We start from the raw sequence: 15626 nt of genomic DNA, 5'->3' as shown, positions 1-15626 counted from the left end.
TTCAGACTGTCTGAGTAACTTTCTTTAAACCCGCCGGCTCATCGGGATTAATCCCCCGACTTACCGCCACGTGGGCCACATCGATATAAAAACGCTGCAACAGCGCCAGTGGAGCCACTCTCGGGTGAACCCCCTTACTCGGCACATGCAAATTAATCAGAGCCGCCCCACGCCGTCGAATTTCATCAATCTGCTGGCTGTGTGTGGGGAATGACTCATCCTCGATTGGAACATTCACCACTGTCAATTTCCCTTCCACCAGCGTAACGGGGCCGTGCAAGAATTCCGCACTGGAATAGGACTCCGCATGGATATTGCAGACTTCTTTTAACTTCAGCGCCAGTTCCCGAGTGATCCCATAACCGGGACCCCGCCCCAAAACTACCAGATTTTGTACCGAGGCCAGGTTTTCCGGACGCAATTGAATTTCTGCCCGCACCGCAGATCTCAAAGTTTCCGGCAACTTTTCCAGAGCACTGCAAAGAGCGGGATCCTGCGTCCAATTGGCGACCATCTGCAGTATCGCAGATAGGGTCGCCAGATAACTTTTCGTAGCTGCAACCGCTTTTTCCGGGCCAGCCTTTAAGGGAATTACCAGGTCAACCACATCTTTAATCGGCGCATCTTCATCGTTAAGCAAAGCGACGGTATAAGCCCCCTGCTCTCTCGCCATGCGGGCCTGGGTCAGAATATCTGGGCTTCTCCCAGACTGGGAAATGACGATAACCAGGGCCTCATCGAGCTTTAATTTGCGACCATAAACACTGGAGACCGACGGTGCGGCAGCAAAAGTAGGGGTACCAGTTTCAATCTCTATCAGATACTTGGCAAAGACGCCCGCATGATCAGAAGAACCCCTCCCCACAATCATCACAAAACGAGGAGGCTTCTGGCGCAGCCGCTCTCCCAGATGAGACATTATATTGGCATTGGAATGCAGCTGTTCAGCAATCCTATCCGGCGCCTCACGAGCCTCAGCCTCCATGACCGTGGTAACCATAATACTTCCTACCTGACTCACTCAAAATATGAACCCAGCTCTCACATTAATACCGAGTTCCATCAATCAGTCTATGCCCAGCTGTACTTCACCTCGGTTAATTGACGCCATTAATCGTCCTGCTTTGTTTTCAAACACCCACTAGCTCGCCAACCCGATACCCCATTACTGTCACAATAAAACTGGAATTGGGTATACCTTTTTAATCTATGCTTAAGGCACCCCTATCAGTCGCTGCCGATCATATCTACAGGAAGGATCAATGCCCCAAACCCCGGGCAGTTGCACCACACAAAAATGGCGTTTAATCATTCTCCTTGTTGTTGCGAGCTTACTGAGCAGCTGCTCCAGCATTCAATTCGCCTATAACAACATTGATTATTGGATACGCTGGAAGCTTCGTGACTATGTCGACTTAAATTCCCAGCAAGAGCTGGAGTTTCAAGGGGCTCTTAACAGCTTTTTTCACTGGCACCGCCAAACACAACTACCAAAATATGCCGATTTCCTGAGCCAACTGGCAGATAAAGTAGATCAAGGCCAACTTGAGAATCCTCAGCTGGCCCCAGTTGAAAACGAGGTGTACCACTTCATCGAAAGCGCCAGTAACAACGCCTTCAACTTAATGCTTCCTATTGTGGCGCAGTTAACACCACAACAGATTGATCACCTGCAACACAACCTGGCCAAAAAGCAGCAGAAAACACTGGAAAAATGGCAGCGCTCGCCGTGGAAAATACAACGACACCGCGATCGGCAAATTCGCCGGGAGAGCAGGCGATGGCTGGGAAGTTTAACCGAGCAGCAAAAGCAGCTGATCGCAGCCTGGGTAAAGCAGGTAGAGTACAACCCTGTATTACGTAACGAACAACATATGATTTGGCAGCAACATGCCATTGAGCTTCTCCGACAGAAGCCTGATGGATACCAACAACAGTTGCGCGGTCTGTTGGAAAACCCAGACCAACTTTGGTCCGACGAATATCGCAAGGCGCAAGAGCAGCGCAAAACCCAAGCTCGCGAACTGGGAGAACAAATTCTATCCAGTACCAGCCCCACACAACGTCGTCACCTAAGCAAAACTCTGCGCGACTATGCCCAAGACTTCCGCTCTCTAGCCAGCCAATAATCAGCCGCCCAGATCCCAACACCACCGCCAAGCTAATGAACGACATGAGAGCTCAAAAAGCTAGCGTATCCAGGATAAATTCCACCCAATAGATTCAAGAGAAACTAATAATCATGTGTGATTTCCTGCTGACGAAAGCGACCTAAGGCTGATAAGCTCGCCAACTCACATTACCAGCCAGGGGAATTCAAGTGCATATCGAATCCGCCACACAGGAACAATTGATTGAGTGGGAAAAAGAATTAAGCGCTCACTACAACAAGATCTGTCAACACGAGTTAAGCCTGGATATCACACGTGGAAAGCCCTCGGCGGAGCAATTAAAACTTTCCGATAAACTTGATGGAATTCTCTCCGGTGACTATCGAGCGGCAGACGGTACCGACACTCGCAACTACGGTGGCCTAATCGGTCTGACCTGCGCAAGGGAGCTGGGAGCCGAAATGCTTCAAGTGCCTGTCAGCGAAGTGATTGCCGGAGGCAACAGCTCTCTCACACTGATGTATCACGCCCTAGTCACCGGTTACCTGTTCGGCTTTGCGGGCACTACCCCCTGGCGCGAATTAAAAGCTCCCAAATTTCTCTGCCCTGTTCCCGGCTATGACCGCCATTTTACGATCTGTGAGCAGCTGGGTATCCAAATGATTAACGTGCCCATGGGAGAACAGGGGCCCGACATGGAGCTTGTGGAAAAGCTCGTGCGCGACGACGCAGAGATTGTTGGTATCTGGTGTGTGCCCAAGTTTTCAAATCCAACAGGAGCCACTTACAGCAAGGAAACTGTAGAAAGATTGGCGCAGCTGGGACAACTTGCCGGCGCCGGCTTCCGGATATTTTGGGACAATGCCTATTCGGTGCACGACATTGGCAACTATGTAAGTCTGCCAAATATTCGCACAGCAACCCTGGAAAATGATACTGCAGACTCCGTAATACAGTTTGCCTCAACTTCAAAAGTCACCCACGCTGGCGCAGGCGTTGCGTTTGTGAGCGCCAGCCAGGCAAATCTCGATTCCCTCAAAGGCCAAATGCAGGCAATGACCATTGGTCCTGACAAAGTCAACCAATTGCGTCACTCGAGATTTTTTACCGAATACACCAGCCTGACAGAACACATGCATAAACATGCAGATATTCTTCGCCCGAAGTTCGAGTGTGTTCTGGAGCATTTACATAATGCCCTCACCGATGCAGATATGGGTACTTGGGAAAAACCCGAAGGGGGTTATTTTGTTTCCTTTAATACCCTTCCCGGTTGCGCAAAAGCAGTGGTTAAAATGGCTGCGGATGCCGGAGTAAAATTAACACCTGCCGGCGCTACCTTCCCTTATGGTAAGGACCCTGAGGACAGCAATATTCGTATTGCACCCAGTTTCCCACCGCTGGAAGAACTGGATACCGCAATGTCTGTTTTCGTCCTCTGTGTCAAACTGGTGAGTCTACGTAAAAAGCTTGGCAAAATTTAACCATCCAAAATGCCAGGTGAGATTTCCTGAATCATCAAAAAAGGCAGCTTTACGCTGCCTTTTTCATAAAGAGTCGCTTCTAAGTCAGCTGGATAAATAACGTTTAGCAAACTTCTCGTCCACTTTTGATAAATCAACAACGACCAGCCCATCCACAGCATCGCAAAAATCCGGGTCAATATTAAAGGCGTGGAAACTGGTCCCTCCCGTTTTAGTAACAGAGGCATACTTTTTAAATAGGGGAGGTAGCATAACGCCCTCCTCACGCAAAATATGCTTCAATTGACGCATATCTGACACCGAATCCCCGAGTAATTCAGGCAGTTCAGATTGTGCTTCCGGAAATGGCAGTCGAGCATCCCCCAAGGAGTTTTCAGGAGCAAAATAATGGGAAAAATAGCGCACAATGACGGACTTCGCTCTCACGGAAAATGTACCGGGCATAGACACTGGGCCAAATAGGTAGCGTACCTTATTGCGCAATACCCACTGTCCAATAGCACACCAGAGCAGGTCTAACCCGCGTCCTCTCCAATATTCCGGCAGTAGGAAGCTACGCCCTAGCTCAGCAGAATCTGGCAGGCACTGCCGAGGAGGCTGCGGGTAATTAAATAGCGTACTGCTGTATATCTGATCATCCGAGAGCGCCTCGGTCGCTGCTATGCGGTAAGCTCCTGCAATCTGTCGATTTTCTGCATCCCACAACAATAGATGGTCGTAATGAGCATCAAACGCATCCCAATCCCGGCTCTGCCCGGTCCCTTCCCCCACTGAGCGAAAAGCAATCTCCCTCACTCTGGCCAATTCCCTCATGACGGGGCAATCTGCTTTCTGCCGATATAAACGCACAGAAAAATTACCCAGTTCAGAGAGTGATACACAGGACTCAACCACTCGCGCTACATCGGCTTTTGGCTCAGCTTCAACAATTAATTCCGGTCCCAGAGGGGCCGGTGAACGATGTAATTGGTAGACATGTTTACGCCACAGGGCAGCCTTGGCGCGGGGTGTTAGCGGCCAGCTACGAAAGTGTTCAGCTTCCAATGGACGACCTATACGAATATCGATACTGCGGCTGGCCTGTTTAAACATCTCCCTGATCAACCATAAAGTCGAGAGAGGCTTGTTCAACATTGAGAGGCCATAGAACCACCAAGAATTCCTCCCTAAAACCTGCACCGGCAATATCGGCGCATTGGTTTTTTCCGCAAAACGGGCAAAGCCTGAATTCCAGCGTCCATCCCGAACCCCATGGGGGGTGAGCCTGGATACTTCGCCCGCCGGGAAAATGATGATCGCTCCCCCGTCACCTAAATGGCTATAAATACCTTCAATATCGGCTCGACGGGTACGCCCATTAAAGTTATCTACGGGCAATAAACAGGGGCGCAGGGATTTTATGTTCCATAATAGTTGGCTCGCGACAGCTCGAACATCTTTCCGTACCCGCGCCACCATATCAATCAGAGCGAGACCATCCAGGCTTCCTAAGGGGTGATTAGACACAATCACCAGCGGCCCACTAGTGGGAACCCGAGCCAACTCTGATGGATTTAATTCGTAGCGAAAATTCAAGTCATCGAATACTTGGCGAATAAAATCCAGGCCGCCAAGATGGGGGTAACTGCTGGTAAATTCCTGTAGCTGCTCCTCACAACAGATTTTCTTTACTGTGGCAGAAACCAATTTTCGCGTGGTTTTTTGTGGTGCCGCGCTGTACCAGGCGTTTTTCTGCAAAAGAGTCTCAAGATGAATCATGCCGCAACCACCTCTGTCATTATGCTGGCAATTTTTGGAGTCCGATACCAATGTAAAAGATCTAAATTGCCATCCTGTTGTTCTACAACCGCACTCATAGAGTCGACCCAATCACCACAATTCGCATAGGTCACAGCATCCCCACACACTGTTTTATTTCTAAGGGCAGGCCTATGGATATGGCCACAAATAACACCATCGAACCCCCGCGATATCGCTTCACGGGTGGCGACATCCTCAAAATCACTCATCATTTGTCGAGCGGCACCCACACGATTTTTTATTTGGCTGGCCAGCGACCACCAAGGCTTGTTAAACCGATTGCGCCAATAATTGATCCAGCGATTAAAGCGCAGCATCAGGTAATAACTGCGATCGCCGATATGGTAACTGATTGGATTTATTTTAATTCGGTGTTCAAACTGATCGCCGTGGGTTACCCAAAAGCGGCGCCCATTAGAAGCAGTGTGGATATAGTCTTTTTCAATTCGGATATTGCCGAGCCGCTTTCCGGCCCAGCTGCGCATTGGCGCGTCGTGATTTCCAGGAATATAAATGACTTCAGGCGTCAGGCTACTTAATTCGGAAAGCATTTCCAGTAGCAGCGAAGAGGCCTGACACCATGTACCTCGTCCTTGAGCGAGTGCCTGCATATCAAAAATATCCCCAACCAGATAGACCGTATCGGCGCGATTCTGAGCCAGAAAATCTGCAAGTCGATGGGGCTCACTGTCTCTGCTGCCCAAATGGACATCGGAAATCCACAGTGCGCGATAGCGATTGCTCATAGCAAAGTTCCAGTCTGTACCAGTTATCAGCCCATAAAAATCAGGACAGATACGCGGCAAAAATATAGGTCGTCGCTTGAGCTAACTTGAGAAAAATCGATAAATCCGTATTTGCTCTCTTGCTAGCAAATTGAGATCAACTAAATACAGAACGGCGTTGATCGTCAGCGCAACCACTTTGCAGCGATTTGATGACAGTCAGGAGGATTTTTATTGAAGCTTATATTGCAGAGGAAAAAAAGGTGCAGCGGATGATTTTGGCGCTAAAAACCGGGCATAGAGCCCGGCCTGATTCAGAGTAAAAATAAAGCTCACTCTGTGTCCTGGGGATGACGGATAGGCGGGGCAAAAGGAAACTTGGCAACTTTGTCACCCTTTACTTCAACAATCTTGCCGGTGCCCTCTTTTTCCACTTCATCAATACGCACGATGCTGTGCATCGGAATATAGGAACGGGTTACCGAAGCAAATTCGGTTTTCAGCTTTTCCTCACTGGGATCGACCACAAGCTGAGCCTTTTCCCCAAATACAAACTCCTCCACCTCGATAAAGCCGTACATATCACTTTGATAGATGGCCCGAGCGTAGAGTTCGTACACTTGGTTTTGATTGTGGAAAATAACTTTATAAATCGGGTTGGCCATAAGTCTCTCAGGATGGGGATGACCCCGAAGCTCAAATTGATCAAAGAACGGGCAAAGCCCGAAAAAGCGCGCAAGAATAGCACAGGTTCGCAACAGCTAATATAGCCATCTATGCAGTGCCGGGTCGTATCGCTATAATGCCCCACCCTAATTGTTGACCAGTTTTTAACCAGGCGCGATATGTCCGAAACATCGGTGAAAAAGCTATATATTAAGACCCACGGCTGCCAAATGAATGAGTACGATTCCGCGAGGATGCGCGATCTGCTCGGCGAGTCCCACGACATGGTACCTACCGACGATCCCGACGAGGCGGATGTACTATTGGTCAACACCTGTTCTATCCGCGAGAAAGCCCAGGAAAAGCTGTTCCACCAGCTGGGCCGTTGGAAGCACCTGAAGGAAAAAAATCCCGACCTGGTGATTGGTGTTGGCGGCTGTGTAGCAAGTCAGGAAGGCGAGGCGATTGCCAAGCGCGCGCCCCATGTAGACTTGATCTTTGGCCCCCAGACCCTGCATCGCCTGCCGGAGATGATGGAGACCAAGGAGCAAAAAAGCGGCGCAGTTATCGTCGATGTGAGCTTCCCGGAGATCGAGAAGTTTGATCGCCTGCCCCAGCCAGAGGCCGACGGCGCCACCGCATTTGTCTCTATTATGGAAGGCTGCTCCAAGTACTGCACTTTCTGCGTGGTTCCCTACACCCGTGGCGAAGAAGTCAGCCGCCCTGTGGCCGATGTACTCGAAGAGATCGCCCACCTTGCAGACCAGGGTGTCCGCGAAGTGAACCTGCTTGGGCAAAACGTAAACGCCTACCGCGCTACGGGAGAAGATGGCCACGAAGTGGATTTCGCCGAGCTGATCACTTATGTGGCAGCGATTGATGGCATCGACCGTATCCGCTATACCACCTCTCACCCGGTAGAGTTCTCCGATGCGCTGATCGATGTCTACGGACAGGTACCAGAACTGGTTAGTCATCTTCATCTGCCCGTACAGAGTGGCTCCGACCGCATTCTGATGGCAATGAAACGCGGCCACACCGCCCTGGAGTACAAATCCAAGATCCGCCGCCTGAAGAAAATTCGCCCGGATATCTGCCTGTCTTCAGACTTTATTATCGGCTTCCCCGGCGAAACTGACAGGGACTTTGAAGCGACCATGAACCTGATCCAGGACGTGGGCTTCGATATCTCCTTCAGCTTTATATATTCCCCTCGCCCAGGCACCCCAGCTGCCGACCTGGCCGATGACACGCCGGAAGAAGTGAAAAAGCAGCGCCTACAGCTGCTTCAAGCGCGGATTAACCAGCAGGCGGCAGCTATTGCACGCCGCATGGTTGGCAACACCGAGCGTGTACTGGTAACCGGTGTTTCCAAAAAGGACCCCGGACAGCTGCAAGGCCGCACCGAGAACAACCGGGTAGTCAACTTCCGTGCGGACGATCTCGCCCTGATCGGCAAATTTGCCGATGTTGTGATTGAAGAGGCCCTGCCAAACTCCCTGCGCGGTACTTTAGTCACATCTGAGCTGGAAGAAGACCTGTTCTAAGACTTTGTGATTACCTCAAATAGCGGCAAGATGTACTTCGAAAGCACATCCTGCCGCCAAATTAGGCTCAACTTACCCCCCAAATTACGCCCCGTAATTAAAATCAGGTAAAGTTAGAACCTATTTGTAGGAATCACCTCTTTCCCCTTTAGGGAAAATGGGTATACCCTAGCAATATAACCCCTGGATTAAAGGTGCCGGAAACCAATTTGGAAACACAAACCCTCGCTCACAGCATCACTCTCGAGCCCAACGACGCACGCCGTCTCGCCAATCTCTGCGGTCAGTTCGACCAACACCTACGCCAAATAGAACAGCGCCTGGATATCGAAATTCGAAATCGCGGCAACCAGTTTTCATTTTTCGGCGATGCCAAATCGGCGCGTGCCGCTGGCGAACTACTCAGTAGGCTCTACAAGGAAACCGGTACCAAGGACTATCTCACTCCAGATGAGATTCACCTGGCTCTGCAGCAAGCGGGGGTCGAAGAACTCACCGGCCAAGATGGTAGCGGTGACTCCAGCGAAGCTGACCAAGTAGTACTGATTCGCACTAAGAAGTGCTCGGTACGCCCCAGAGGGCTCAATCAGCGTAAATACGTTCGCGCTGTGCAGACCAATGATATCAATTTCGGTATCGGACCCGCCGGTACCGGTAAAACCTACCTGGCGGTAGCCTGTGCTGTGGAGTCTCTGCTCAAGGATGAAGTTGAGCGAATCCTCCTGGTCCGCCCCGCCGTTGAAGCCGGCGAGAAATTGGGCTTCCTGCCCGGTGACTTAAGCCAAAAGGTAGATCCTTACCTCCGCCCACTCTACGACGCCCTCTACGAAATGCTCGGTTTTGAAACTGTTGGCAAGCTGATCGAGCGCAACGTTATCGAAGTGGCTCCCCTTGCCTATATGCGCGGGCGCACCCTGAATAACGCCTTTGTTATTCTCGATGAGAGTCAAAATACCACCCGCGAGCAGATGAAAATGTTCCTCACGCGGATTGGCTTTGGCTCAACCGCCGTAATTACCGGTGACCCCAGCCAGGTCGACCTGCCCCGTGGCCAAGCTTCCGGTTTGCGCCATGCTGTTGGAGTACTGGGACGGGTTAATGGAATCAGCTTTACCCACTTTGGAGCCAAGGATGTGGTTCGCCACCCCCTCGTGCAGCGCATTGTGGAGGCCTACGATATTCATGAAGCTGAGCTGGAAATGGCCTCGGCAGATCGAATTTCCAATAAAGCCGATGAGAATGCCGCTTAGAGTCCGCACCTGAGTTATGACTGATTTAACACTCGATGTGCAGCGGGTCAGCCGCTGCCACGACATCCCTTCCGATGAGGCTATCAGCAACTGGGTATCCAAGGCTTTGACCGGCCACCGCAACGAAGCGGAACTGTCGGTGCGAATCGTGGACGAAAGTGAGAGCCAGGAACTTAATCACCAGTATCGGGGTAAGGATAAACCCACTAACGTTTTATCCTTCCCTACCGATTTCCCTGCGGAGCTGGATCTCCCGATGCTTGGAGATCTTGTGATCTGTGCCCCAGTAGTTGAACTGGAAGCGGAGCAACAGAGCAAATCACTATCGGCGCACTGGGCACATATGGTGGTCCATGGCACACTGCACCTTCTAGGTTATGACCATATCGAAGATGCAGACGCTCAGGTTATGGAAAGCCTGGAAACGAAGTTGCTCGCCAACCTCGGCATTGCAGACCCCTACGCCCCACAGGATGAAGTGGGATGATAGCCGCTGTACCACCGAAGTGATGGCAAACTGCTACTGAATTTTATCTACAAACGAGAGAACCCCGGAGCATGGCCACTTCCATGACCACAGACGAGCCCCCAAGTAGTCACTCAGCGAGCAAATCCCGCGCGAGTGAAAAAAGTTGGCTGGAAAAGCTGTTCAGCGCCTTTTCAGCTGAACCCAAGTCTCGCGACGAATTATTGGACATCATTAAGGACGCCGCTGAAAATCAGCTGGTAGATGCTGAAGCGCTCTCTATTATCGAAGGCGCACTGGACGTTTCCAGCCAGCAAGTCCGCGAGATTATGATTCCACGCTCGCAAATGGTTGTGGTAGGCCTTCACGATAAGCCGGAAGAGTTCCTCCCCAAAATTATTGATTCGGGGCACTCCCGATTCCCTGTCGTCGGCGAAAGTGTCGATGATATACGCGGGATATTGCTCGCCAAAGACCTGCTCCCTCTCCTGTTGAAAGGTTTCGACGGATTTCAGCTCGAAGACCTGATCCGCCCAGCCAATATTATTCCCGAGAGCAAGCGCCTCAATATCCTGCTGCGCGAGTTCCGTGAGAACCGCTACCATATGGCGGTCGTGATAGACGAATACGGCGGTGTATCCGGTGTTGTGACTATTGAAGATATCCTCGAGGAAATTGTCGGTGAAATCGAAGACGAGACCGACGAGGAAGAAGCGGATAGTTATATCCGTAAAGTTGGGGAAAACGATTTTATCGTTAAAGCTCTGACTCCCATTGAAGAGTTCAATGAATTTTTCGAGAGCGCCTTTAGTGATGAAGAATTCGACACTGTCGGCGGTCTTATTATGCAATCATTCGGCCATTTGCCGGGCCGTGACGAAGTCACCCGACTGGGTGACTTTATGTTCCGGGTACTCTATGCAGACAGCCGCCAGATACACCTTTTGCGGGTTGCCCATATGCGCAAACCGCCAGAAGAAGACAGCTGAGCACTGCAAGCTTTAACACACTGATACCCTTAGAGAACGGGGTATCCTGACAACAACTTTATGCGCAGATTATTTTCTCCTCTCGCCAGCGTTGTAGCTGGCGGGTTGATGACACTTTCATTTGCCCCATTTAACTATTGGGTATGTGGCCTGCTGTCCCTGACACTATTCGCCTGGATTCTGCTCTCTGCAGCCAAAGGGCAGGTGCTACCGGGTCGCAAAAGCTTCTGGCTCGCCCTCTGCTATGGATTGGGCCTCTTCGCCAGCGGGGCTTCCTGGGTCTACGTTTCGATTACAAATTTTGGCAACTCATCGGTGCCATTAGGACTGGCCCTCACCGGAAGCTTCGTCGCTATTATGGCGCTGCTGTTAGCCGCGCCCTTCTACATTCTGGGCCGCTTCACAGATAATAAATTCAGCTTCGCTCTGGCTTTTGCCGCATTGTGGTTTATCAGTGAATGGCTGCGCAGCTGGGCCTTTACCGGTTTCCCCTGGCTCTTCGCCGGCTATGGCCATACAGAAACCTGGCTAGCGGGCTGGGCGCCGATTTTGAGTGTCTACGGCATAGGCCTGCTATTGGCATTTACCGGCGCAGTGCTGGCCCTGGTTGTCAGTGGCCGCCTATCCCCGCTCAAGCGGCACAGCCATATCATTCTACTCACTGCGGCACTGGCCCCCTGGCCAATAGGAGCTGCCCTCTCCCAAGTAGAGTGGACCTCCGCAAAAGGTCCTCTTATCAGCGTTGGGCTGGTGCAGGCTAATATTCCTCAGGAAAAGAAGTGGTTGCCAGAATTTCGCGGGGAAACTATCAGTCGCTACCAGGAGGGTACTCGCGCCCTTAGCGATCAGGATGTAGATGTTATTATCTGGCCCGAAGCCGCTCTGCCCATGCTCTACGGGCAAGCCCCCAACCTTATGCAGGCGCTGCAACGCAATGCTGAGACTACCAACATCGATTTGATCACCGGTATTCTCTATGACACCCGGGGTTCGACACAGAAGGCGCTGAGTATTCACAACTCCGCCGCAGTTTTTGGCCAGAGCCCCAGCGTGTATCACAAGCGCCACCTGGTTCCCTTTGGTGAGTATGTACCTCTGGAGGATTTTATTCGGGGCACTATCGAGTTTTTTAATCTCCCCACTTCCTTTATCCGCTCAGGCCCGGACGAACAATCACCACTCAATGCTGCTGGTGCAAGCTGGGCGCCGCTTATCTGCTATGAGATTGTCTATCCCAGGCTGGTTGCCGACTCAGCACTGTCTTCCCAGGTTTTGCTGACCATTAGCAATGATGCATGGTTCGGGACCTCTATTGGCCCCCTACAACATATGCAAATGGCGCAGATGCGCGCTTTGGAAACTGGTCGCTACCTGGTGAGAGGGACAAATACTGGTGTGACGGCAATTGCGGACCCCAAGGGGAGGGTTATTAAAAAACTCCCCCAATTCGAGCGCGCGAATATGACCGGAGATATCAGAGCGATGAGTGGCGCCACTCCGTTTATGCTAGCCGGCATCTCATTGGTATTTGCCTTGGCGCTCCCAATGCTGGCCCTGGCCCTGTTTTTACGCCGTAGGGTGGAACCCCAATCCAACTCCCCTCTCAGTGGCGAGCTACCCGATTAAAACAAGCCCTGTGGCCACTCCCTGCCGGGGTGGCCATCGGTAAGCTACCGCCACTGAATATCACTGCTATGCTCCATTCAATTTTCTAGCGAATATAAGGCAAGGTGATTCCCCATGCATTGCTTGATTAGCGGTGGCACCGGGCTTATAGGCAGACTCTTTTGTCGGCGCTGGCTGGAGCGAGGCAATACTATTACGGTATTAAGCCGACATCCGGACAGGGTTCGAAACTTATGTGGCGAATCAGCCAACGCCTGCCGCGATCCCGCAGAGGTAAACCAGCCCGTAGATGTTATTGTGAACCTTGCCGGGGCCCCCATCTCCCGTCGCTGGACAGAAAAATATCGCACTGAAATTCGCGGTTCACGCCTGGACACAACAGAGAAGCTGGTTCGCTGGACCCTGGGCCAAAGAGACAAGCCATCCTACTTCTTGTCCGGCTCCGCAATCGGCTATTACGGCAATCGCGGAGGGGAGTTACTGAAAGAAGACAGCGCTCCAGGGGGGGGCTTTGCCGCACAGCTGTGTCGGGACTGGGAGGCCGCCACGCTCCCGCTGCAGCACTCTGGCGTTAAGGTAGGCATTATCCGCACAGCTATCGTTCTCTCCATGCGCGGTGGCGCCCTTCCCCAAATGCTGCCACCATTTCGGCTCGGGCTTGGCGGCCCCATGGGCTCGGGCGAGCACTGGATGAGCTGGATTCACGAAGAAGACGAAGTCGGGCTGATATTACACGCCATCGACAATCAACTTTGCCGTCCATTTAACGGAAGTGCACCAGAACCTGTCACCAACAACAGCTTTGCCCGGATCCTGGCCAAAGAGCTGCATCGCCCGGCGTTTTTACGCTCACCGGCCTGGGCTTTAAAGATAGCTTTTGGAGAGATGGCTGATGAATTACTGCTAGCCAGTGATAGGGTCGAGCCCTGTACAGCATTGGAAACCGGCTATACCTTCCAATTTCCAACTCTGGAGCAGGCCCTCTCAGACCTGCTCAAGGGTGACGGCGCTGCCACTAAAGCCAGCGCCTGAACAAATGAATTTAAGCGGCGGCCATATCGCTTTCGAGTGCCTGGGCTAAGTAGCGTCGGCTAGATTCACTGGTCACCAGGTCGCCATGGCACTCCATTGGCGCAGAACCCACCCATTGGGCATGCCAGCGATACCAATGGGACTCCTCGGCTTTTGAACGCAGCTCGATAAACTCCACTTCGGCGGGAGCAAAACCGAACTCCCGAACAATCTGCCCAGCAAAGGTCTCAAAATTTTTACTGAGTTGGGCGCCGCTATCGCCACCAGCACACAGAAAAACCAGTGTGCGGCCATCTTGCTCAACCCGCTTGAAGCCAATCCAAACAGCCCGGTTTAACCGGTTATGTAACTGTATCGGAGAGAAAGAAAGTGGGATGCCCTTCATCATAAGGTTATCTCGATTATTGTTATGTTTCTTATCCACAGCCGCTACTCCATATAAAAAGATAATCAATGGGTATGTCCTGTGGCGCCAGTCATCCTAAGCCCGGTACAACTAGCAATCAAGAGCTCTCAAACATTTGGGCTCGACGCCTGATCCCTCAAACCCTGTAGGCCTCTGAGATTACATTTATCAAAAAGTTCCTTATCCATCCTCAACATTTTCTGATGGACGGTAGCGAACTCCACCGATACCAGATCCGTGCCAGTATTTCCCGCCAGTAGACCTGGGTCCTTAGCAGGGAGACAGCATTGGGCAGCCAGCGCCCCACACCTGTTTGAGCGCGGGGCATCAACTCTCCGGCACTCCCAACCGGCAGGGGCTGTACCTCTAAGCCAGCGCGGGAAAAAATTTCCGCTGCGCGAGGCATATGCCACCAGTGAGTGGCCAAAAAAACCGACCTCACGTTAGCACTGTGCAAAATATCAGCACTATTTACTGCATTCTCTGCAGTAGTACGACTGCAATCTTCACGCCAAGTGACCGGAGTGGAAAACTCCTCCTCCAACAACGCAGCCATTAAATCAGACTCTGCCAGCCGCTCTCCGCTGTGAACCCGACCGCCAGATACCAGAATCGGTAAGTCTTCTGGTGCTTGCTCGACAGCACCGGCAACTCTTTCGAGACTCGCCGCAGAGAGTCTCTCCCTATTCGAATACCTGTCGCGATAACGCCCTGCACCAAGGATCACAACGGCCTCAGGCCTTATATGGGGTTGATAAGGTACCTTGCCCAATCGATCCCCAAGCCAGGATGAGAATGCCGGGGTCGCCCCTAACCAAAGCACACAAAAGGAAATCACAGCCAAGGGTAGAGAGCATCTCTCAAGCAGGGACCCGGATGAAGAGAATCGCAAAAGGAATGCAACCAGCAGCCCCAACAATGGGGCTGCTGGTTGCATCAGAAGCGTGGCCGCCGCCGTATAGAGCCCATTCAATACTCGAGACCACCCTCAATCTGTCGAAAGCATCCATAACCACACCGGTGGCAGGGGGTAATCTGGGTATTTGCCGGCGGCATAGCTCGGTATCCACAGCCCAAACACTGCAACTCCTCATCCGGCCCTACAAACTCGCCGGCCAAAGCCCAGGGCTTGCCCTCTTTGATGCATCGCATTAAGTTTGGCCAGGCGGTTTCTGTGGGGTCCGCCGCATCCAGCAGCCAATCACCGCTGCGCTCCTCCAGGGTCTTCAATTCCCCACCTAGTCCCCGGATATAGTCAGCAGCCCGATGCAGGTCATCTTTCAGCCAAGCCCGCAAAAATGCCATCTTATTGGCGGTGAGATTCTCAACAGCCAGCTCACCTTCGACCAAATCTTCAAAGTCTTCGCGAAACTCATTAATCAGATCGTCCTTCGGCGGCAACTTTGGTTCCTTCGTCACGGTATCCCTCCTATAATCCCGCGTTTACGCATCGTAAAAGATGCACTGGGAGCGAAACTTGATCGCGATCAATCTTTACCGATTGACAAGCGTTCACATCCCCCA

General features: G+C 51.8%; 15 protein-coding genes. 8 read left to right on the top strand and 7 right to left on the bottom strand.

From position 1 onward, the window contains the following. Window position 1: 1 nt before the first annotated feature. Complete coding sequence (gene nagB-II, locus ACJJIS_RS03890; protein WP_444915685.1) at window positions 2-1000, bottom strand: glucosamine-6-phosphate deaminase NagB-II; 999 nt, start codon at window positions 998-1000, stop codon at window positions 2-4. Window positions 1001-1262: 262 nt separating this feature from the next. Here nagB-II and ACJJIS_RS03885 point away from each other — a divergent pair, with 262 nt between their 5' ends. Together ACJJIS_RS03885 and ACJJIS_RS03880 are read left to right on the top strand one after the other, a co-directional pair. Further along, window positions 1263-2129: a DUF6279 family lipoprotein gene (locus ACJJIS_RS03885; RefSeq protein ID WP_475709518.1), complete on the top strand. Its 867-nt coding sequence runs from the start codon at window positions 1263-1265 to the stop codon at window positions 2127-2129. Window positions 2130-2320: 191 nt separating this feature from the next. Beyond that, window positions 2321-3595 carry an aspartate aminotransferase type Ic gene (locus ACJJIS_RS03880; RefSeq protein WP_475709517.1) on the top strand — a complete coding sequence of 425 codons (1275 nt, stop codon included), beginning with the start codon at window positions 2321-2323 and terminating at the stop codon, window positions 3593-3595. A gap of 84 nt (window positions 3596-3679) precedes the next feature. On the opposite strand, the gene olsF is transcribed toward ACJJIS_RS03880, so the two are convergent. The 3 genes from olsF to ACJJIS_RS03865 form a co-directional block, all read right to left on the bottom strand. Further along, window positions 3680-5353, bottom strand: a complete 1674-nt coding sequence (gene olsF, locus ACJJIS_RS03875; RefSeq protein ID WP_444915682.1) for a bifunctional ornithine lipid synthase OlsF — start codon at window positions 5351-5353, stop codon at window positions 3680-3682. Further along, window positions 5350-6141: a UDP-2,3-diacylglucosamine diphosphatase gene (locus tag ACJJIS_RS03870; RefSeq protein WP_444896292.1), complete on the bottom strand. Its 792-nt coding sequence runs from the start codon at window positions 6139-6141 to the stop codon at window positions 5350-5352. The genes olsF and ACJJIS_RS03870 overlap by 4 nt, the downstream gene beginning before the upstream one ends. Before the next feature lie 311 nt (window positions 6142-6452). Beyond that, window positions 6453-6785: a DUF1820 family protein gene (locus ACJJIS_RS03865; RefSeq protein WP_172975496.1), complete on the bottom strand. Its 333-nt coding sequence runs from the start codon at window positions 6783-6785 to the stop codon at window positions 6453-6455. 180 nt (window positions 6786-6965) lie between these two features. Here ACJJIS_RS03865 and miaB point away from each other — a divergent pair, with 180 nt between their 5' ends. The 6 genes from miaB to ACJJIS_RS03835 all read left to right on the top strand — a co-directional run bounded on the left by miaB (window position 6966) and on the right by ACJJIS_RS03835 (window position 13696). Further along, entirely contained in the window at window positions 6966-8333 is a 1368-nt protein-coding gene (miaB, locus tag ACJJIS_RS03860) for a tRNA (N6-isopentenyl adenosine(37)-C2)-methylthiotransferase MiaB (protein ID WP_413663105.1), read from the top strand. 194 nt (window positions 8334-8527) lie between these two features. Further along, entirely contained in the window at window positions 8528-9583 is a 1056-nt protein-coding gene (locus ACJJIS_RS03855) for a PhoH family protein (protein WP_413663106.1), read from the top strand. Window positions 9584-9599: 16 nt separating this feature from the next. Next, window positions 9600-10070, top strand: coding sequence for an rRNA maturation RNase YbeY (ybeY, locus tag ACJJIS_RS03850; RefSeq protein WP_444940901.1), 471 nt, complete (start codon window positions 9600-9602; stop codon window positions 10068-10070). Between the two features lie 71 nt (window positions 10071-10141). Then, window positions 10142-11038 carry a CorC family transporter gene (locus ACJJIS_RS03845; RefSeq protein ID WP_413663108.1) on the top strand — a complete coding sequence of 299 codons (897 nt, stop codon included), beginning with the start codon at window positions 10142-10144 and terminating at the stop codon, window positions 11036-11038. Window positions 11039-11098: 60 nt separating this feature from the next. Then, window positions 11099-12664, top strand: coding sequence for an apolipoprotein N-acyltransferase (lnt, locus tag ACJJIS_RS03840; protein ID WP_475709516.1), 1566 nt, complete (start codon window positions 11099-11101; stop codon window positions 12662-12664). A gap of 114 nt (window positions 12665-12778) precedes the next feature. Then, the gene (locus ACJJIS_RS03835) at window positions 12779-13696 is read left to right on the top strand and encodes a TIGR01777 family oxidoreductase (protein WP_475709515.1); all 918 of its coding nucleotides are present in this window, start codon (window positions 12779-12781) and stop codon (window positions 13694-13696) included. Between the two features lie 10 nt (window positions 13697-13706). Here ACJJIS_RS03835 and ACJJIS_RS03830 read toward each other — a convergent pair whose 3' ends face one another. From ACJJIS_RS03830 to ACJJIS_RS03820, 3 genes are all read right to left on the bottom strand, one after another. Next, entirely contained in the window at window positions 13707-14120 is a 414-nt protein-coding gene (locus ACJJIS_RS03830) for a hypothetical protein (protein ID WP_413663111.1), read from the bottom strand. Between the two features lie 172 nt (window positions 14121-14292). Continuing rightward, on the bottom strand, window positions 14293-14874 hold the full coding sequence (locus ACJJIS_RS03825) for a YdcF family protein (protein ID WP_282931508.1): 582 nt from the start codon (window positions 14872-14874) through the stop codon (window positions 14293-14295). Window positions 14875-15071: 197 nt separating this feature from the next. After that, a complete protein-coding gene (locus ACJJIS_RS03820) occupies window positions 15072-15521 on the bottom strand; it encodes a zinc ribbon-containing protein (protein ID WP_108734284.1) in 450 nt (149 codons plus the stop codon). Window positions 15522-15626: the final 105 nt, after the last annotated feature.

The sequence above is a fragment of the Microbulbifer maximicatervae (SeqCode) genome (genome assembly GCF_056231245.1).
The sequence above is the reverse complement of the archived record's forward strand: the minus strand, read 5'-3'. Positions and strand labels throughout refer to the sequence as shown.

What these genes read in the sequence shown, in the direction of transcription:
- ACJJIS_RS03865 (WP_172975496.1), bottom strand. Translation starts at nt 6,785, where the DNA reads ATGGCCAACCCGATTTATAAAGTTATTTTCCACAATCAAAACCAAGTG.
- olsF (WP_444915682.1), bottom strand. Translation starts at nt 5,353, where the DNA reads ATGATTCATCTTGAGACTCTTTTGCAGAAAAACGCCTGGTACAGCGCG.
- ACJJIS_RS03845 (WP_413663108.1), top strand. Translation starts at nt 10,142, where the DNA reads ATGGCCACTTCCATGACCACAGACGAGCCCCCAAGTAGTCACTCAGCG.
- lnt (WP_475709516.1), top strand. Translation starts at nt 11,099, where the DNA reads ATGCGCAGATTATTTTCTCCTCTCGCCAGCGTTGTAGCTGGCGGGTTG.
- nagB-II (WP_444915685.1), bottom strand. Translation starts at nt 1,000, where the DNA reads ATGGTTACCACGGTCATGGAGGCTGAGGCTCGTGAGGCGCCGGATAGG.
- ACJJIS_RS03885 (WP_475709518.1), top strand. Translation starts at nt 1,263, where the DNA reads ATGCCCCAAACCCCGGGCAGTTGCACCACACAAAAATGGCGTTTAATC.
- miaB (WP_413663105.1), top strand. Translation starts at nt 6,966, where the DNA reads ATGTCCGAAACATCGGTGAAAAAGCTATATATTAAGACCCACGGCTGC.
- ACJJIS_RS03835 (WP_475709515.1), top strand. Translation starts at nt 12,779, where the DNA reads ATGCATTGCTTGATTAGCGGTGGCACCGGGCTTATAGGCAGACTCTTT.
- ybeY (WP_444940901.1), top strand. Translation starts at nt 9,600, where the DNA reads ATGACTGATTTAACACTCGATGTGCAGCGGGTCAGCCGCTGCCACGAC.
- ACJJIS_RS03870 (WP_444896292.1), bottom strand. Translation starts at nt 6,141, where the DNA reads ATGAGCAATCGCTATCGCGCACTGTGGATTTCCGATGTCCATTTGGGC.